Genomic DNA, 19127 nt, shown 5'->3' on the forward strand with positions numbered 1-19127 from the left:
AGGTTAGAAAAATGCCTGGATACCGGTCTGCGCACGACCGAGGATCAGCGCATGCACGTCATGAGTACCTTCGTAGGTGTTGACCACCTCGAGGTTGACCAAGTGGCGGGCGATGCCGAACTCGTCGCTGATGCCGTTGCCGCCCAGCATGTCGCGCGCCATGCGAGCGATATCCAGGGCCTTGCCACAGCTGTTGCGCTTCATGATCGAGGTGATTTCCACCGCGGCGGTGCCTTCGTCCTTCATCCGCCCGAGGCGCAGGCAGCCCTGCAGGGCCAAGGTGATTTCGGTCTGCATGTCCGCCAGCTTCTTCTGAATCAGCTGATTGGCCGCCAGCGGCCGGCCGAACTGGTGGCGATCCAGCACATACTGGCGCGCGGTGTGCCAGCAGAACTCGGCGGCGCCCAGCGCGCCCCAGCTGATGCCGTAACGGGCCGAATTCAGACAGGTGAACGGGCCGCGCAGGCCTCGTACGTCCGGGAATGCGTTCTCTTCGGGACAGAACACGTTGTCCATGACGATCTCGCCGGTGATCGAGGCGCGCAGCCCGACCTTGCCGTGAATCGCCGGCGCGGACAGACCTTGCCAACCCTTCTCCAGCACGAAGCCGCGAATCTCGCCGGCATCGTCCTTGGCCCAGACCACGAAGACATCGGCGATCGGGCTATTGGTGATCCACATCTTGCTGCCGGTCAGGCGGTAGCCGCCGTCGACCTTCTTGGCGCGGGTGACCATGGAACCCGGATCGGAACCATGATTCGGCTCGGTGAGGCCGAAGCAGCCGATAAATTCGCCGCTGGCCAGCTTGGGCAGATACTTCTGCTTGGTCGCTTCATTGCCGAACTCGTTGATCGGCACCATCACCAACGAAGACTGCACGCTCATCATCGAGCGATAGCCGGAGTCGATACGCTCCACTTCACGCGCGATCAGGCCGTAGCACACATAGTTGAGACCACTACCACCGTAGGCCTCGGGAATGGTTGCGCCGAGCAGACCGGTTTCGCCCATCTCGCGGAAGATTTTCGGGTCGGTCTGCTCATGACGGAAAGCTTCCAGCACGCGCGGCGCCAGCTTGTCATCGGCAAACTGCTGGGCGCTGTCGCGCACCATGCGCTCTTCTTCAGTCAGTTGCTGATCCAGCAGCAGCGGGTCGATCCAGTTGAAGCTTGCCTTGGCCATCACGAGAAACCTCGAAGCGGGGAAGTGAACGGTCGACACTGTCGACCTCGGATGACACAGATCCTAGGCCGGCTTTGCACACAGAACAAACGCAGAATTCGCACATACCTGTGCTTTTCCCTCACTTCGAGATAGCTTAAATGGGTTGTTCCATCGCACATAAGTGAGGCTTACGCATAAATGCGCCGCAAGATCCCCAGCACAGCCGCCCTGGTCGCCTTCGAGTCAGCGGCTCGCCACCAGAGCTTCACCAAGGCTGCCGACGAGCTAAACCTGACGCAGAGCGCGGTCTGCAGGCAGATCGGCGGCCTGGAAAGTTTTCTCAATGTCGAGCTGTTCCGCCGCTCACGGCGCGGGGTGGTGCTAACCGAGGCCGGCGTTGCCTATAGCCGCAAGGTAGCGGCGCAGCTCGACGCAGTGGAGCGTGACACCCTGGCATTGATGGGCAACCAGGGCACCGCCAGCATCGAGCTGGCGGTGGTCCCTACCTTCGGCACGCAGTGGCTGCTGCCACGCCTGCGCGCCTTTCAGCAACTGCATCCGGAAGTGACGGTGCACCTGACCAATCGCACACGCCCCTTCCTGTTCGCCGACACCCATTTCGATGCCGCCATCTACTATGGAGATGCCGAATGGTCAGGCACGCAGGCTCATTTCCTGATGCACGAGCATCTGCTGCCGGTCTGCAGCCCGGCGCTGCTGGGCGATGAGCCCGCCACGACCGAACGTATCGCGGCGCTGCCACTGCTGCAGCAGACCACTCGCCCCTATGCCTGGCGCCAGTGGTTCGCCGCTCAGGGCATGAGCGTTCCTCGCGACATGACCGGCCCACGCCTGGAGCTGTTTTCCATGTTGGCCCAGGCAGCACGGCATGAGATGGGCATTGCACTGATCCCACCGTTCCTGATTCAGCGCGAGCTGGAAGAAGGAAGCCTGGTCATCGCCCTCGACCGTGCCGTTCCCAACAACGACCGCGCCTATTACCTGATGGTGCCGGAGCGCAAGGCCGAGTCCTCGGCGCTCAAAGCCTTCCGTGACTGGCTGCTCGCGCAGGCCGCCACCTATCGTCAAGCATGAAAACCTCCGAGCCCATGACGCCAAACCAGCACCCGAGCACCATAGAAATCCAATAAAAGCACTGGTAGCGCGATATCGGTCACACTACAACGCCACTCTCGCATCTATCCGCGCCACACCAGTACTTTCGGGCTATTCAACTATTTCGAACGGTGGCGTTCGCCACTTTTCACACGACAGTCAAAGCGACCAACGGTCATTCGACTGGTGAATGGCGAAAGTCCCCTGAAAGCCTCTTGAGACCTACCTTCGCTTAGAGATGACGCGGCCTGCACGCAGTATAAAAATCCCTCATAGACCTATTACTTGTAGTAATCCATTTTTTTTACTCCATAACTTCTTGTAAGGGTCAGCGTTCGATTGCACAATCGCGGCGCCCACCACGTTCGGGCAGGTTTTGTGCTGATCCCCAATCGCCGGCGCGCCAGCGCAGTGCACCGGTTCACAAAAAAGATCACGCAGGAGATTAGAAGTGCACATCGGTGTTCCTCTCGAAACCCATGCCGGGGAGACGCGGGTTGCCGCGACCCCAGAGACCATCAAGAAGCTGGTCGGCCAAGGTCATCAGGTGACCGTGCAGGCCGGTGCCGGCGTCAGCGCCAGCATTCCGGACAGCGCTTACGAGGCTGCTGGCGCAAGCATTGGCAATGATGCAGCCGCTTTGGGCGCCGACCTGGTGCTGAAGGTGGTCGCGCCGACCGATGCCGAACTGGCTCATATGAGGGGCGGCGCCGTACTGGTCGGCATGCTGAATCCGTTCTGCAACGACACCATCGCGCGCCTCAACGCCCGTGGCATCACCGCCTTCGCTCTGGAGGCCGCGCCGCGCACCTCCCGTGCACAGAGCCTGGACGTGCTGAGTTCGCAGGCCAACATCGCCGGCTACAAGGCCGTGATGCTCGCCGCCAACCACTACCCACGCTTCATGCCCATGTTGATGACCGCCGCCGGCACCGTTAAGGCCGCCCGCGTGCTGATTCTCGGCGCCGGTGTTGCCGGCCTGCAGGCCATCGCCACGGCCAAGCGCCTGGGGGCGGTGATCGAGGCCTCCGACGTGCGCCCTGCGGTTAAGGAGCAGATCGAATCGCTCGGCGCCAAGTTCGTCGACGTACCGTTCGAGACCGATGAAGAGCGCGAGTGCGCTCAGGGCGTGGGCGGTTATGCCCGACCGATGCCGCAGTCCTGGATGGAGCGCCAAGCCAAGGCCGTGCACGAACGCGCCAAGCAGGCCGACATCGTCATCACCACGGCGCTTATTCCGGGCCGCAAGGCGCCGACGCTGCTGCACGAAGCCACTGTGCAAGAGATGAAGCCGGGCTCCGTGATCATCGACCTGGCCGCTGCGCAAGGCGGCAACTGCCCGCTGACCGAAGCGGACCAGGTGGTGGTCAAGCATGGCGTGACCCTCGTCGGCCACACCAACCTGGCGGCCCTGGTGCCGGCGGATGCTTCCGCGCTGTATGCACGCAACCTGCTGGACTTCCTCAAGCTCGTGATCGACAAGGAAGGCCAGTTCCAGCTCAACCTCGAAGACGACATCGTCGCGGCCTGCCTAATGTGCAATGCCGGCGAAATCGTGCGCAAGAACGGCTAAGGAGTAGGGACATGGATCTGATTTCCGACGGCATCTACAACCTGATCATCTTCGTGCTGGCCATCTATGTCGGCTACCACGTGGTGTGGAACGTCACCCCGGCCCTGCACACCCCGCTGATGGCCGTGACCAACGCCATTTCCGCCATTGTGATCGTCGGCGCCATGCTGGCCGCCGCGCTCACCGTCACGCCGCTGGGCAAGACCATGGGCACCCTGGCCGTGGCCCTGGCTGCGGTCAACGTGTTCGGCGGCTTCCTGGTAACCCGGCGCATGCTGGAAATGTTCAAGAAGAAGGCCCCGAAGGCCCAGGTGGAGAAGTAATCGATGAGCATGAACCTGATCACTGTTCTCTACCTCGTCGCCTCGGTGTGCTTTATCCAGGCGCTCAAGGGCCTGTCGCACCCGACCACGTCGCGGCGCGGCAACTTGTTCGGCATGATCGGCATGGCCATCGCCGTACTGACCACCGTCGGCCTGATCTACAAGCTCGGCAGCGAGCTGGCCGTACAAGGCCTGGGCTTCGTCATCGTCGGCCTGTTGGTCGGCGGCAGCGTCGGCACCCTCATGGCCAAGCGCGTCGAGATGACCAAGATGCCGGAGCTGGTCGCCTTCATGCACAGCATGATCGGCCTGGCCGCCGTGTTCATCGCCATTGCCGCCGTGGTCGAGCCGCAGTCGCTGGGCATCGTCGCTGCGCTGGGCGACGCCATCCCGGCCGGCAACCGCCTGGAGCTGTTCCTCGGCGCCGCCATTGGTGCCATCACCTTCTCCGGTTCGGTGATCGCCTTCGGCAAGCTGTCGGGCAAGTACAAGTTCCGCCTGTTCCAAGGCGCGCCCGTGGTGTTCAAGGGTCAGCACCTGGTCAATCTGGTGATCGGCCTGGCGATTCTCGGCCTGGGCCTGTACTACACCTTCACCGGCGACATTACCGCCTTCGCCATCCTGGTGGCGCTGGCGTTCGTCATCGGCGTGCTGATCATCATCCCCATCGGCGGTGCCGACATGCCGGTGGTGGTGTCGATGCTCAACAGCTACTCGGGCTGGGCGGCCGCCGGTATCGGCTTCTCGCTGAACAACTCGATGCTGATCGTCGCCGGTTCGCTGGTCGGCTCTTCGGGCGCCATCCTCTCGTACATCATGTGCAAGGCGATGAACCGCTCGTTCTTCAACGTCATCCTCGGCGGCTTCGGCGCCGATGCCGACGCCGGTGCCGCCGCAGGCAGCCAGGAACAGCGCAGCGTGAAGTCGGGATCAAGCGACGACGCCGCCTTCCTGCTGACCAACGCCGATACCGTGGTCATCGTCCCCGGTTACGGTCTGGCGGTGGCCCGTGCCCAGCATGCATTGATGGAGCTGGCGGAGAAGCTGACCCACCGCGGCGTGACCGTGAAGTACGCGATCCACCCGGTTGCCGGGCGCATGCCGGGCCACATGAACGTGCTGCTGGCCGAAGCCGAAGTACCGTACGAACAGGTGTTCGAGATGGAGGACATCAACTCCGAGTTCGGCCAGACCGACGTGGTGCTGGTGCTCGGCGCCAACGACGTGGTCAACCCGGCCGCGAAGAACGATCCGAAGTCGCCGATCGCCGGCATGCCGATCCTCGAGGCTTACAAAGCCAAGACCGTGATCGTCAACAAGCGCTCGATGGCCAGCGGCTACGCCGGCCTGGATAACGAACTGTTCTACATGGACAAGACCATGATGGTCTTCGGCGATGCCAAGAAGGTCATCGAAGACATGGTCAAGGCCGTCGAATAAGCCCTGACCAGTCAGACAGGAAACCCGGCCATGTGCCGGGTTTCTCATTTCCGGCGCCAGGAAAAAATTGATATTCAGGTCAACAAGCACAACAGACCAATTGGAAACTGTACTGCTTGAAAGACCAGCATTAATGGGTTGCACCCAGTTGAAAATCTCGCAAATCAAGGTTGCACCCAGTCTTTTCACTTATGACCAATACAGTTTCATCGATTCCTGACCGAACAGTTACAAAGCAACCTATCTAATAGCACAACAATTTCATCCAGCTGTGACTATTGGGCCCCGACTGCGCTCGGGATAATTTGCCCATCGATAGCACACATACCCCGCCACAAGCGGAAGGATGACCACCATGGAACGTACCCTCAGTTCCGCCCAGCTTCAGACTCACAGCGTTGCCAGCGACAAATCGGCCTGGCCGCTCCGCGTGATCGCCACCCTCAGCCTGTGGCAGCGCCGCATCGTCAGTCGTCGTCAACTGGCTCGACTGGATGCCCGCCTGCTGGCCGACGCCGGTATCACCGAGAATCAGCGTTACGTCGAACTGCAGAAGCCGTTCTGGCGCTGACACCCTGCTTTGCTCCATCCCCAAGTTGGGATCTTCTGAGAGCTCCACCGTCTCTGCTGCGGTGGGGCTTTCGTTTTTTCTGCAACAGTCATCACCCGTAAGAGCGGTACAGTTGCCATAAGGCCTTCACTGCTCCCGCACAATTACCTTCGTTTGTATCTGCTCGCCTGAGCACGCGTGCGAGATCATGAGCTGCCCCCTTGTCTCCCGACAGGAGAACGCCATGGATCGCATTCACCGCCCCCTTTCGCAGCCTGAGCACAGTACCGCCCCGCACTGGCTGAGCCTCTATTCGCGGCTACGTCACTGGCAACGCAACCGACGCACCCGCCAACAGCTCGCCCTGCTCAACGATCAGCAATTGGCCGACGCCGGCATCAGCAGCGTTCAGCGCGAAGAAGAACTGGCCAAACCCTTCTGGCGCTGAGCCAGCAATGGAGCCACAGGGGCCATTGGGCTAAGATTTGCGGGTGCGCAGAACAGCGACCCACCTATCGGAGTTATCCCAATGCACCTGAAGCAATCTCTCATTGCCGCCCTGCTCTCGGTCGGCCTGGCAGGCAGCGCCTGCGCCAGCAGCCTGGTCGCGACCACCGACACTCTGGGCGGCGCCCTGGCCGGCACCGTCGAGGTCACCTCGGACGCGACCAGCTCGTTGCGCGACATGAAACAGCTGCGCGCGGCCCGCGACGATGCCGCCAGCTTCGTTGCCAGCGACGGCGCCATTCGCAGCGCCCGACTCGAAGCGGCCCTGCTGCAGATTCGCAGTCACGCCGTGGAATTGGCGGCGGCTGACGACCTGACCCTGGCCCAGGCCATTCTCAGCCTGTGAAAACTTTGCACACGTCTGGCCAATGACGCGTAGCTGACCGTCAGCGCTGCGCCCCGTAAACTTCGCCCACCTGCCCGGCAGCGGGGAACCGCGCCGGCCTGCCTACGTCAAATCGTCCGTTCTGCCGTTCTCGGAGTGTCTTACCCATGCGTCGTTCATTCGTCATAGCCGTCACCGCCTGCGCCCTGTTCAGCGGTATCGCCCAGGCGCAAACCGTGGTTGCCACCAGCAACATCGTGGTGCGTTCCCTGGATCGCAGCATCAACTTTACCTCCGACACCACCACCTCGATTCGCGACATGAAAGCCGTGGTACAGGCCCGTGACGACGCCGCCAGCTTCGTCGCCAGCGCCGGTGAAATTCGCGGCGCACAATTGGAAGCTGCGCTGCAGACCATTCGCCAGCAACTGCCCGAAGCACAGAGCGCCAGCGACCTGCAACTGGCCGAAGCCATTCTCGCCCTGTGACCCATCTGCTCGCCTGGTGTTGTGGCGCGCTGCTGGCATGCGCCGCAGGCGTCGCCCAGGCGCAGTTGCGCCTGGCGCTGGACGACAGCGCCCTCGACGCTGAGCAACGCCAGGCCAGCCAGTCACTGCTGGATGAAGCAATGGCTGCCTTGCCGCCACGCTTCATCGAGCAACTGGACCGTGAAGTCAGGGTCAGCTGGCGTGCCGGACTGCCCTCGGAGGTCTACGGCCAGGTCGGGCGCTTCAGCGGTATCGAGCTTAACGCCGAGCTGCTGCCGAAACTGGTCGATGGCTCGGCGGCACGTAACCAGACCGGTCGCCCGCACGGCACCCAGCGCCAGGAACTGCTGGCCACTTTGCTGCATGAACTGACCCACCTCTACGACCGTGCACGCCTGTGGCCTGCGGCCGAGCGCCGCCACATCAACCGCTGCCGCCAGCAGGCCCGCTCGCTGGGCCTGGTCGGGCTGCCGGAGGATTGCCGTGGCCAGAGCGAACGGCGCTTCACTCTCAGCGATGATCCACGCCTGCTCGACCTGGCCGGCTGGCAGCAACGAGTCGGCCAGCGTGGCGCGCGCGACCTGGACAACGGTCAGGTCGCCCGCAGCCCGGACAGCTACGAGCTGACCAACGCGCTGGAGTTCGTCGCGGTCAACCTCGAATACTTTCTGCTCGACCCCAGCTACGCCTGTCGCCGCCCCTCGCTGGCGCGCCATTTCCGCGAGCACTTCGACTGGGCGCCGCCCAGCGAACACTGCAGCAACGACTATGCCTACCTCAATGCCGGGCGCGACTTTGCCCTGCAGCCGCTGGGCCGGCTCGACCCCAAGCGCGTATACGAGGTCGACTACCTGCTCGCCGAGGCCAACGATGCCTGGATGAGCCGCTGGGGTCACAGCATGCTGCGCCTGGTGGTCTGCGCACCAGGCCGACCGCGCGGGCCGGACTGCCGTCTGGATCTCGACCATCACCTGGTGCTGTCCTATCGCGCCTTCGTCGGCGATGTGCAGCTCTCGAGCTGGGATGGCCTGACCGGCGTCTACCCCTCACGTCTGTTCGTCCTGCCGCTGGAACAGGTGATCGATGAATACACCAAGGTCGAGCTGCGCAGCCTGGCCTCGGTGCCGCTGCGCCTGTCGCGCGATGAGCTCGAACAGTTGGTAGTCCGCGCCGCCGAACAGCACTGGAGCTATGACGGCGACTACTACTTCGTCTCCAACAACTGCGCGGTGGAAACCCTCAAGCTGCTGCGCAGCGGTACCGGCAACCCGCGCCTGCATGCACTGGACAGCATCCTGCCCAACGGCCTGCTGGAGCTGATGAATGCTCGCGGCCTGGCCGACACCAGCGTGCTCGACGACCCGCGTGAAGCACTGCGCCTGGGCTATCGCTTCGACTCCTTCCGCGAACGTTACCAGGCCATGTTCGCCGTGCTGCGCCAGCGCCTGCCGATCCAGCACGACAGCGTCGAGGCCTGGCTGGAACAGCCTGCAGCGGCGCGCAGCCAATGGTTCGCTAAGGCCGACCTGCGCGCCAGCGCCGCCCTCTTGCTGCTGGAGCAAGCCGCGCTGCGCCGGCAACTGCTGCTGGCCCAGGACGAACTCAAACGCCGCTACCTCACCGGCCGTGCTGCTGGTGACCCGAGCCTGAACAAGGCCGGTGCCGCGCTTGAACAGATCCTGGCCAACAGCGGCTTTCTCAGCCGTCCGGCGGAGCTGCTCGAAGGCGGCTACGGCTTGCCGCAGCAGCAGGAATGGGAGCGTCTCGAGGCCAGCAGCCGTGAGCGTCAGCAGCAACTGCGCCAGCTCAGCGACGAGCTCGATGGCGAAGTGCGCAACCTGCTGCAACCCGAGCGCATGGCTGAACTGGAGGCTAATGAGGCCAATCTGGTTGCCCTCGGAGAGCATCTGCGGGTCTTGCACAAGGCCAGTGGCGGGCTGGAGCTGCCGTAAGGCACATCCTGGCGCAGACCGGAATTGACCGTAGCGCGAGGGTGAGCAGGCATGTCGCAATACAAGCCTGGCCTCGCTCTGCCTTTGCGCCCGCCCTGGTTCTTAGCGCTTGCAGTGTGCTGGCGGCAGCACGTCCTGCGCTGCCTGATTGGTCATGATCTGCAGCTCATTGACGTTGCGCGCGGTGAACACCTTGCCCCCGGTCGCCGCCGCCAGGCAATTCCCGGCACCGGTGCCGAGAATATCGACCACGTTGATCTTCAAGTGCGGTTTGCTGCGCGCCAAGGCCTGGGCTATCGCACAGGGATCCTGGTTGCAACTCTCCTCGCCATCGGACACCACCAGCATCACCGACTCGCGGTTGACCCCATCGAGCATCTGTCCGGCCTTGGCGATGCCATCGGCCAGAGGCGTGCCTTGTACCGGTGTCACGGTGCGCAGGCGTGACAGCAGATCTGCTCGTTGGCCAGGACCGAAGTAGCCGACGCTGCGGGCGCCCGGACAGCTCTCCACCAGCACCAGTCCGGCGTTGGCATCACTGGGCAACTGTTGCACCACGCCAATAGTCGCCTCGCGCGCCGTGGTGATGCGCTTGGGTTCACGGAATACATGGCCCATCGTGTTCGGGGCATTGGTTCCAAGCAGCAGCTGCGTGGCGATATTGGCAACCCCTTGCACCATCGTTGCCTGTTCGATTTCCTTGGGTGTGGCCAGCATGCTGATATCCATGGAACCGGAAGCATCAAAGACAATGACCATCTCCGGCGCCAACTCCTTCGGACGCTCATCGGGGCAAAGGTTCTTGGCATTAGTGATCAACTGCTCCTTGCAGTTCTTCGCCAAGTTCTGCTCGACCTGCTCGCGCAGGGCGGCGTTGTCCTTGAGCAACGGCTCTTCGCGCTGCATCTTCTGCAGGGCCGAACAGTCTCGGGCGATGCCATCGATACGTTTTTTCAGCAGCTCGGCAGGATCCGGCTTGGGCTCGGGTTTTGGTTCAGGCTTGGGCTCGGGAATCGGCGGTGGCAGCGGAATTTCCGGCTCGGGTTCGAGCTCCTCGACCACCGGATCCTCTTCCACTGGCTCCTGCTCGGATGGAACCTCCTCAGGCACGGCCGGCTCTTCGGCCACCGGAGACTCGACCGGCACAGGCGGGGTTTCCGGCTCACGACAGAACAGCCACCACCAGAGCGCCGCCAGTAGGGCCAGCAACAGCAGGGCAAGCAGCAGCCACAACCACCAGCGCCGCTTGCGTGGCACCTCGCTGACCAAGGCTGCTGCACCTGGCGGTAACGCACCAGCTTGCGCGGTAACAGGCGTGATCGGTGGCGCTGGGGGTTGGCCACCGCCCCAGAAGGTCACCAGCGGCTGGCCATTGAGCGAATACAGGGTCGAGGTGTCGGGATAACGGGCCGCTTCACGCAACAGAGCCGCCTGGCGTACACCATCGCCACCCTGCGCATCGAGCTGGCTGGCCAGTTGTTCGATAGAAGCCAGTCGCTCGTCGAGCAGGTGGCGCACCTGCGCCGCCTCCTTCTCATCCAACTGGCTGAACGGTACCGGCTGGCCGCCAAGATCCGAATACCATTCGACGATATCACCCTCGGCCTGCTTCGGCTTGGCGTACAGGGTCGCCGTGCTCGGCGGCAGGTGCCGGCGCAGGATCTGCGTGAGTTCGCCATGACCGGCCAGGGCATCTGCCGCGCTACGGGTTTGGGAGGACAGGCGGGAGATTCGCTTCATGGCGGTCAGCTTCCTGCTTAGGTAGTCAGGGAAAAGCCTGCTGGCGGAACGACCGGCATGCAGGTGTAACGGCAATGATCAACGCAGGCCAAGATCGCTTTCCAGGCTGGAAACCTTGCTACGCAGCTTCTGCAGCTCAACCTGTTTCTGCAGCACGGCCGGATTCTCCTGCTGGTTGATATTTTTCAGGTCGTTCTCCAGCGCAGCAATTTCTGCCTCGATGCGCCGGTTGCCCTTGGCCTTATTCTTGAGTTCACCAAGCAGGGCGTTCAGCGACTTGTTCAAGGAGGCGTACTGCGCCTGCTGGGTCGCCAGATCCTTGCCGACCGACGCTTTCTCCTGCTCGATAGCGGCATAGACATCACGGAACAACTGGTTGGTTTTCTGCTCGTCGAGCAGGATCTTTTCCTTCTCCTCGACACGCTGGGCGTAGACGCCCTGGGTCTTGCAACCGAATTTGGTGGCGAACCCGGCATCGGCATTACGTGGGTCGCATTCCTGCGAACTGACGGCACAACCGGCGAGCATGGCGACGCCAGCCAGTAGGACAAAAGAACGAAGTGGATGCATGGACGTATTCCTTGGAGCCTGATTAGGCTGTCGCTACAGAGTGTGCCGCGCACACCGAAAAGATCGGTAAAGGTGCGCATAGCGCACCCTACCTGTCATGTTGACCGAGAGTTTCCCGGAGTCTGTTCAGGTCGCGAACAGACTCTTAACCGAGCCGGATCGAAGAACGCTGCTGGTACAGCTGGTCGATTTCCGACTCCAGTTGCGCGATCTGCTTCTGCATCTTGCCGATCTCCGCATCCAAGGTATCGGTACGGGCACCATTGTTGCGCTCGGCGGCGGCAACCTTGGTCCACTCCTGCTGCTTGGAGCGTACGTCGGCCAGGGATTTCTTCAGGTAGGCGGTGTTGGCATCGATCTCGGCGAGCTGCTTCTGCGCCTGGGCGCTCTGCACCTTGTTGGCGGCGATGTCTTGCTTGATCTGCTCGATCTTGCGCTTGTCATCGGCGATCACGCTACGCGCGGTATCGCTGAGCATCTGCAGCTCCTGGTTGTCCTTGCGCACGTCGGCGATGGTCGCATCCAGACGGTCTTCCGCGTTGGCATACTGGCTGCGCTGGTTATCCAGATAGTAGTTGGCGCCCATGCCCACGCCACAGCCAGCCAGACCGGCAGCGACCATGCACTGAGCCTTCTTGCTCGGGTTACCCAGCTGGCAGGCGAGCATGCCGACCACCGCGCCACCGGCACAGGCTTGCCAACCCGACTTGCTGAAGAACTGCGCCGAACTGCTGTTGGCCAGCCGTGGGTCGACCGGCGCCTGATTGGCAGCCGGCGTCGTGCCGGTGGTCTGACAGCCAGTCAATACGAGAGCGAGACCCAGAACGACCCATTTCATCCGCTGATCCAACAACGCTACTGCTTTCATGTCCATGCCCTTCGCTTAAATGGATTTACAGGATTCCAGCCACTGACTGCGCGCCACTTTGCCGCTTTTCATGTAGCTATTCAGATTCTTCCAGTGGGTGTCGAGGTAACTGCGCAGGTTGCTTTTGCTGCGCGCCGCCATTTGTTGAGCCACCACACTGACTTGCGGCTCGACGGTGGCCGAGGTGTAGTTGAGCGCACCACTGACCACCGTGTCGGCATAGTAGTTGAGCATGAAGTCGAGCACCTTGCGATGACCTTCGAGCTGCTCTTTGCGTGCATCGCAGCGGCTCATCTGGTCATCTTCACCTGCTCCACAACTACGCTTGTAGTTGCCTTCCAGAGTATCGAGGAACATGCCGTCGTCCTTGAGCTTGGTGCAGAGGAAAGCACCCAATTGCAGTTCGGAGCGGATCGCCTGGTCGCGTTGCTCGTCACGTGCCTGGGTGTTGGCACGCAGATCGCCACGCAGCTTTTCCAGTTGCTGCTTGAGCGCGTCATCCTGCACGCCGCTGGCGATGCTGGCGATTTCCGCGACCGGATCCTTGTTGTCCTTGCTGCCTGTGGCCTTGCTCGCTGCCGGAGTACCGAGTTTCTTCCAGTCCTGCTCGACCTGCTTGATGCGCTCGCGCGAGGTCAACACCGGCGCCACCAGGGCCAGGCGCACACCGCCGGTCTTGAGCTTGTTCTGCTCGCCAGCGCTGGCGTAGTAAGGCTGTTCCTGACGCAATGCGGTGCGCAGCTCAGCCTGCGGCGTCAGGTAGTTACCGCCACGCACGATATAGCCGCCAGCCTGGCCGTGCTGGCGATCGAGCTTGTTCAGGCGGAAGGGTTCGAAGAGCATCTCATCGACGTTGCCCAGAACATCATGCAGGCCCAGCGGATTTGGCTTGAGCAAACCGGTCAGTTGCAGCTTGCCATTGGCCGACTGCGCACCAGCGAACCACGCATAAGCACCGAGCCCACCATCCGGCGTGGGGAAACGAATATCGCGAAACTCGGACTGGGAAACGGCCATGCCGCCACGTGCGGCAAACTCCCACTCGGCCTCGGTCGGCAGGCGCAGGAAGCCCGCTGCGCCATCCTCCTTGGGCAGCTTGGCAGCGGCATTCTTACGTAGCCACAGGCTGTATTTGTCGGCAAAGGCAGTGGCGTCGAACCAGCTGACGCCGACCTGCGGCAGGCGCAGCTTGGTCGAAGGCGTCGGGCAGGTATCGTTCATCACGGCCTGGTATTGCAGCTCGCTCAACTCGTACTTGGCCAGCAGGTAATAGCGCCCCGGTTCCGGTTTCTGCACGGTGAAACTACCGGCGATATAGCTGGGGCGGGCCTGCTCGATGTAGCCCCACTCGTCGCTGTCCTGACCGAGGGTCACGCCATAGTCACCCATCGGGCTGGCGACTGGAACCTGTACCTTACGCAGCACCAACGAACCCTCGCACGGCATCGGCAGGATCACGTCATCGGCCAGCGGTTTGGGGTTGTAGTACTTCTCCTCCCAAGCAGCCTGGGCCGGCAGACTGCCCAGCGCCAGCAACGTCGCCGCTGCCAGCAAGGCCTGCTCAGAGGTCACGCAGGCTTTCAGCCGGTTGAATATGGATCGCACGAAACCCTCCTACAGCCGCCACGACGATGGCGATCAGCAATGCACTGGCGAAGGCCAGCAAAATATGAATGTTTTCCAACTTGCAGACGAAGCCGTCGTCGGCCAGGTTGGCGCCCAGCGCCGTATTGAATACATGGCTGCCGACCAGGTAGGCAGCGTAGCCCAAAGCAAAAGCCAAACAGGTGAGCAGCGCCGCCTGAACCATCACGTAGGCGCCAGCAGCCGAACGCTGAAAACCAAGCAGACGCAACAGCGCCAGATCCTTGCGCTTGCGGTCGATATTGGCGAGAAAGGCCCCGGCCAGCGAGGCCACGCAACCGATCACCGCGGTCCAGGCGATCACCGCGAAAATCAGGCCGAGCACATGGCTGATGGCCTTGACCGACTCGATCTCACGCGCCCGCGTGCTGCTCTCTATGCGCTCGCCATCAAGCCAACTGGCAATGCTGGCCACATCATCCAGGCCCCGGGCGTAGATGCGCGCACGGGCATAGCGCTCGCGCACCGGCGCCACCTCGCCGGTGAGGAAGCCGAACATCGGCACGGCATAACCATCGCGAAAATTTTCCATCGCCACCAGCAGATCAAGGTGCACCAGCACCGCCGGCCGGGTAAAGGCGCTGTTCTCCAGCACCCCACCCACGGTCACCGTCAGTTCGCCACGCTCGTTACTGCCATCGAGCTTGCGCAGCACCAGCAGACGCAACGTATCGCCGACCTGCACGCCGAGTCGGCTCGCCGCACTGGCGCTGAGCAGTACCTGCTCCAACGTCGCGGGCGACGGCAAAGCGGCGATCAACGGATCGCCACTGGCTGTCGGGATGACTTCGGCATTAGCGACAAAATGCTGACTGTCGCGCTGCAGGTCGGCCTGGGTGTTCAGCGAACGGGTCAGCGGGATGACGAAGCCTACGCCGGGCTGGGCACGCAAACGCTCGAACCAGCCGCCGGCCAAGTCATAGTTGCCGAGCATGCGCACTTCGAGGTTGCGCGGGTCGCTGAGCAGCTCATCATTGAGCTGCGAGACCACGCCATGCTTGAGGCCAAACAACAGCAGCAGGGGCGCGATCACCGCCACCAGCGAGGCGACGATGCACAGCGACACCTTGCGGTCGTGCCACAGGTCACGCGCTGCCAATTCGATCAGCAAACGCAGACGGGGGCGAGTCTCAGGCCGCGTCATGGAACACCGTGCCGTCGGCGCTGGCATCGACGGCGCTACCCTGCAGCGTGCCGACGATGTTGCGGATCGCACAATCGCGCACCAGATCCCAGTCGTGGGTAACCAACAACGCGGCGATCTGGAAACGCTGGACGATTTCGATGATCAGCTCGAACAAGCGTTGCGCCTGCAGAGGATCGAGCGCTGCGGTCGGCTCGTCGGCCAGCAGCAGGTCGGGCTCATGGGCGATCGCGCGGACGAAAGATACGCGCTGGCGCTCGCCGATCGACAGTTGCGCCGGCAGCTTGCCCAGCAAGGGTTGCAGGCACAGACGAGAGATGGCCTCGTCGACCAACTCGCTCTTGCCAGGTAGACCGAGCATGCGCCGGGGCAACTCGATATTCTGCCGCACACTGAGAAACGGCAGCAGACCGCCACTCTGCAACACGAAGCCCAAACGCTGAGCGCGAATATCAGCCAATTGCGCCTGGCGGTCATCGCGCAGCAGCGCGGCAACATCCAGCCCATCGGCATCTCCCAGACGGAACTGGCCGAGCCCATCGGGACGCAGGATCAGACCAATCATTTCCAGCAGCGTGCTCTTGCCACAACCGCTGGCGCCGGTGATTGCCGCCACCTCGCCACGGCCAAGAATCAGGCGCGGCAAGACGATCTGGTAGTCGCTACCCCGGCGAATGCGCATGTCCTCGATATGCAACATGACCCAAGTCCTAAGGCAAAGCCTCCAGCGGCACCGGGTAAACGTGCTCGCGTGGGTCACTGCCCGGCGCCAGGGATACCCAGCGGTCGGCATCGGCGTTGTAGCGTTGGTAGTACTTGAGCTTGGTGTTCAGGCGCCGAATGAATTTCTCCTGCTCAAGCCCTTCCATGCCTTTCCAGGTTTCCTCGTCGAGGCTGAGCACCTCGCTGAGATAAGGCAGGCCATCAAGGTATTCAGCCATCAGGCCCATGTCGGCGACCTTGATGGTCTTGTCCTTGAGCTGGTTGGGATCCTTGCCCATGGTCGCGGCCACCGAACGCAGGCGCTCGAACATGTCGCTGGGCGAGATCAGGCCTTCGTTAGCAGCATCGGCGATCTGCTTGACCACATCGCTAAGGTCGCTGAGCTGACTCTTGGTCATCAGCACACGCACGTCGGTAGTGGGTACATCCTGACGCACGAAGTCACGGTCACTGATCCACGCCTGAAACACCGGCGGCGCACTGGCGCCGGTCTTTTCGCCGAGGTAGGCCAGACGCATGGCGTGTCCGAGCAACTCGGCATCCTCGGCCAAAGCGGCATCGCCACCTTTGCCGGATTTCGCCTTGGCGTACTCCGCATCGGCACCCAACGCGCTACCAGCCGCCATGTCGCCGCGATAGGCCGCCTTGACCTGTGCAGTGATGGCATCACCAAGGCTGTCGACCATTTTGCCGAAGCTCTCGACGTTTCCGGCATCCACCGGGTAGTACAACGGCTTATTGAGGAAAGCGTTGGTCGACAAATCCGTGTACTGCGCCTCGGCCGAAGCATGGTTCTTCGAACCGCTCGGGGTCTTCAAGTGCAGGCTGTAGATCGCCACGCCACGGTACTTGGCCTCCAGACGCACCTGGTCGGCGTTCAGGCCAGTGGACGACAGCTTGCTGTCACCATCGACTGCGCCCGCATCGGTAACCAGTACGATGTAGCGTGCACCGAACTCATTCCATTTGACCTGATCCAGCGCCTGCATCACGCCGGCGTAGGTGTCTTCGTCGTAACTGCTGCTGGACGCAGTAGCCGGTTTGAGCTCGGCGACCTTGGCCAGGAAGTCTTTACCGTCCTTGACCGTGCTCGGGTCGACGTACATCTTGCTGACGTATTCAAGCTTGGGCACTTCCTTGGTGCTGGAGCGGTAGGCGACTAAACCGAACTTGACCTGATCCAGCAGGTTTTCCTGCTCGACGTGGTCGTAGATACGCTTTACCGCCTCACGGGTACGGTCGATGTACGGCCCCATGGAAATGGTCGAGTCGATGACGAACACCACGGCGGCGCTGAACCCCTTGAGCGTATTGGCATCGGCCTTGGCGTTTTTGTCCGCGCTCTGCTTGTCGGCCGACTCCGCCTCACTCACCGAAGCGACGTTGAGCAGGCGCACCTGGAAACCCTTCTCGGTGAAGGTTTCCTCTGCTTCCAGCACCGGCAACAGATAGAAGTTCTTCGCCAGATCCACCGCGTAATCCGGCTCGCGGGCAACCACAGCCGGATCACGGCCCTTGGCCTTCATGTTGGCCAGAATCGGCTTGAGCAGTGGCGCCGGGTCGTCCTTGGCGAAGAGCTGTTCGAGGCTGTCCTTGTCACGGAAGAACAGCAGCGGATCACGACCAGCCGGGTTGGTCAGGGCCAGGGTCATCTGCATCTTCCACGGTACGGCGCAGTCGCCCTTGATCCAGCCGACGGTCTTGCCATAGCTGTCAGGGCCGACCTTCAGCCACTCGGCGTTGCCGGCCTGCTCACGCTGGTATACGTAAAAGCGGGTGAATGCTGGCTGCATCTTACCGCCACTAGCGCCAGCACTATCGCCAAGCTGGCAGGTCGGCGTGGTCAGCACGCGCTGGTAGAGGGTCTTCTTGCCTTCCTGCAGCAGCGGTTTGTCTGCCGCCATCAGTGGCGCTGCTGCGCTCAGCAGCAGGCCGGCAAACAACAGCTTGGCGCCTGGGGCGGTGAGCATGGTCATTTCTTCAGCTCCTCCAGCCGCTGGCTGGCATCCTGATTGTCCGGATCGTTGTTCACAGCAATCTCGTACCAATACATCGCGGTTTCAGCGTCAGCCGCCTCGATGCAACCACCGCTGGAGTAATGCGCCGGGTCGTACTCGCGGGCATAGGCATAGGCAATGGCGGCATCGCCCGACTGCGCCTTGTGCGCATACAGACGCTGCACCACGCCACAGCGCTTGGCATCCTTGGCAACGGCAATCACCTCCAGCACCTGTTCGCTGGATGGATTGGACTTCAGGCAGGCCTGGATGAAAGATAAATCCTCCCTGGCATCAGACAGGGCTTGCGCACTGCACCCGGCCATCGCCCCTACCACTGGAGCCGGCGTGTCGCTTGGGGTGATATCGGTCGACGGCGCACGCAGCAGGAACCACCAGGCCGCAACTGCCAGGGCCAGGATGAGCAGTACGGTGACCAAGATCAGTGGCAGCTTGCTGCCTTTCTTTGCCACCGGGATCTGAGGTGGTGGAGCAGACGGCGCTTCGACAACCAAGGGCTCGGACACGGGTGCTGAAATCACCTCAGACGCAGGCGCAGGTGGCTCGGGCAGTACTTCTGGAACAACCGGTACGATGTCCTGCTCGGGCTCGGCCTTGCGCTCAACCTTCTTCTCGTCATGCGTCGAGTTGCCCGCGGCCTTGGAGGACAGAATGGTGCCAAGGATGCGCAGCACCCCTTTGTCGCTGCCGTCCTCGTTACGCAGTTGCAGCATGTAGGCCATCTGAGGATCAAGCATCAGTGGGTCGATCAGCCAGGGGCCGACCTCGCCACTGAGTTTTTCATCGACCAGATGCAAGCCACCGAGCGCGTGCCAGGATGGGCTCGTATCCCATTCGCCGTTTTCACCGAGGTAGCGGCCATCCTGATTGCGCTGCACGGTCAGTTCGAGGGCGTCACTGCCCTCCTGCCAACCATGTACGGTCAGCTCTCCATGACCCGGTTGGCCGCTCTGCGCAGCCTTCAGTTCGATTCTCAGCATGA

18 protein-coding genes are annotated in these 19127 nt (G+C 62.2%); 9 read left to right on the top strand and 9 right to left on the bottom strand.

The features are described from left to right. Positions 1-3 precede the first annotated feature (3 nt). Positions 4-1185 (bottom strand): acyl-CoA dehydrogenase, encoded by a 1182-nt coding sequence (locus BLT86_RS18320; protein WP_092378763.1) that lies wholly within the window; start codon positions 1183-1185, stop codon positions 4-6. A gap of 177 nt (positions 1186-1362) precedes the next feature. On the opposite strand from BLT86_RS18320, the gene BLT86_RS18325 reads away from it, so the two are divergent. From BLT86_RS18325 to BLT86_RS18365, 9 genes are all read left to right on the top strand, one after another. Beyond that, positions 1363-2259 (top strand): LysR family transcriptional regulator, encoded by an 897-nt coding sequence (locus BLT86_RS18325; protein ID WP_092378765.1) that lies wholly within the window; start codon positions 1363-1365, stop codon positions 2257-2259. Between the two features lie 472 nt (positions 2260-2731). Further along, positions 2732-3853 (top strand): Re/Si-specific NAD(P)(+) transhydrogenase subunit alpha, encoded by a 1122-nt coding sequence (locus BLT86_RS18330; protein ID WP_092378769.1) that lies wholly within the window; start codon positions 2732-2734, stop codon positions 3851-3853. Between the two features lie 11 nt (positions 3854-3864). Further along, positions 3865-4176, top strand: a complete 312-nt coding sequence (locus BLT86_RS18335; RefSeq protein WP_090435146.1) for an NAD(P) transhydrogenase subunit alpha — start codon at positions 3865-3867, stop codon at positions 4174-4176. A gap of 3 nt (positions 4177-4179) precedes the next feature. Then, positions 4180-5616 (top strand): NAD(P)(+) transhydrogenase (Re/Si-specific) subunit beta, encoded by a 1437-nt coding sequence (locus BLT86_RS18340; protein WP_092378771.1) that lies wholly within the window; start codon positions 4180-4182, stop codon positions 5614-5616. Between the two features lie 355 nt (positions 5617-5971). Continuing rightward, the gene (locus tag BLT86_RS18345; RefSeq protein ID WP_092378774.1) at positions 5972-6187 is read left to right on the top strand and encodes a DUF1127 domain-containing protein; all 216 of its coding nucleotides are present in this window, start codon (positions 5972-5974) and stop codon (positions 6185-6187) included. Between the two features lie 223 nt (positions 6188-6410). Further along, on the top strand, positions 6411-6614 hold the full coding sequence (locus BLT86_RS18350) for a DUF1127 domain-containing protein (protein WP_092378777.1): 204 nt from the start codon (positions 6411-6413) through the stop codon (positions 6612-6614). 81 nt (positions 6615-6695) lie between these two features. Continuing rightward, the gene (locus BLT86_RS18355; protein ID WP_092378780.1) at positions 6696-7019 is read left to right on the top strand and encodes a DUF2388 domain-containing protein; all 324 of its coding nucleotides are present in this window, start codon (positions 6696-6698) and stop codon (positions 7017-7019) included. Between the two features lie 146 nt (positions 7020-7165). Then, positions 7166-7486 carry a DUF2388 domain-containing protein gene (locus BLT86_RS18360; RefSeq protein ID WP_092378782.1) on the top strand — a complete coding sequence of 107 codons (321 nt, stop codon included), beginning with the start codon at positions 7166-7168 and terminating at the stop codon, positions 7484-7486. Then, positions 7483-9438 carry a DUF7844 domain-containing protein gene (locus BLT86_RS18365; protein WP_092378785.1) on the top strand — a complete coding sequence of 652 codons (1956 nt, stop codon included), beginning with the start codon at positions 7483-7485 and terminating at the stop codon, positions 9436-9438. The genes BLT86_RS18360 and BLT86_RS18365 overlap by 4 nt, the downstream gene beginning before the upstream one ends. Positions 9439-9540: 102 nt before the next feature. On the opposite strand, the gene BLT86_RS18370 is transcribed toward BLT86_RS18365, so the two are convergent. From BLT86_RS18370 to BLT86_RS18405, 8 genes are all read right to left on the bottom strand, one after another. Next, the gene (locus tag BLT86_RS18370; protein ID WP_004425282.1) at positions 9541-11178 is read right to left on the bottom strand and encodes a VWA domain-containing protein; all 1638 of its coding nucleotides are present in this window, start codon (positions 11176-11178) and stop codon (positions 9541-9543) included. Between the two features lie 78 nt (positions 11179-11256). Beyond that, positions 11257-11748: a hypothetical protein gene (locus BLT86_RS18375; RefSeq protein WP_004425286.1), complete on the bottom strand. Its 492-nt coding sequence runs from the start codon at positions 11746-11748 to the stop codon at positions 11257-11259. 145 nt (positions 11749-11893) lie between these two features. Further along, entirely contained in the window at positions 11894-12586 is a 693-nt protein-coding gene (locus tag BLT86_RS18380; protein WP_017676115.1) for a hypothetical protein, read from the bottom strand. 45 nt (positions 12587-12631) lie between these two features. Further along, on the bottom strand, positions 12632-14188 hold the full coding sequence (locus BLT86_RS18385; RefSeq protein ID WP_017676116.1) for a formylglycine-generating enzyme family protein: 1557 nt from the start codon (positions 14186-14188) through the stop codon (positions 12632-12634). Next, positions 14178-15404: an ABC transporter permease gene (locus BLT86_RS18390; RefSeq protein WP_039965414.1), complete on the bottom strand. Its 1227-nt coding sequence runs from the start codon at positions 15402-15404 to the stop codon at positions 14178-14180. The genes BLT86_RS18385 and BLT86_RS18390 overlap by 11 nt, the downstream gene beginning before the upstream one ends. Further along, positions 15391-16104: an ABC transporter ATP-binding protein gene (locus BLT86_RS18395; RefSeq protein WP_075750776.1), complete on the bottom strand. Its 714-nt coding sequence runs from the start codon at positions 16102-16104 to the stop codon at positions 15391-15393. The genes BLT86_RS18390 and BLT86_RS18395 overlap by 14 nt, the downstream gene beginning before the upstream one ends. A 10-nt stretch (positions 16105-16114) precedes the next feature. Further along, complete coding sequence (locus BLT86_RS18400) at positions 16115-18103, bottom strand: vWA domain-containing protein (RefSeq protein WP_092378788.1); 1989 nt, start codon at positions 18101-18103, stop codon at positions 16115-16117. Beyond that, positions 18100-19125 (bottom strand): hypothetical protein, encoded by a 1026-nt coding sequence (locus BLT86_RS18405; protein ID WP_092378791.1) that lies wholly within the window; start codon positions 19123-19125, stop codon positions 18100-18102. The genes BLT86_RS18400 and BLT86_RS18405 overlap by 4 nt, the downstream gene beginning before the upstream one ends. Positions 19126-19127: the final 2 nt, after the last annotated feature.

Origin of the sequence: Pseudomonas sihuiensis (assembly GCF_900106015.1) — a bacterium.
Taxonomy (GTDB): domain Bacteria; phylum Pseudomonadota; class Gammaproteobacteria; order Pseudomonadales; family Pseudomonadaceae; genus Aquipseudomonas; species Aquipseudomonas sihuiensis.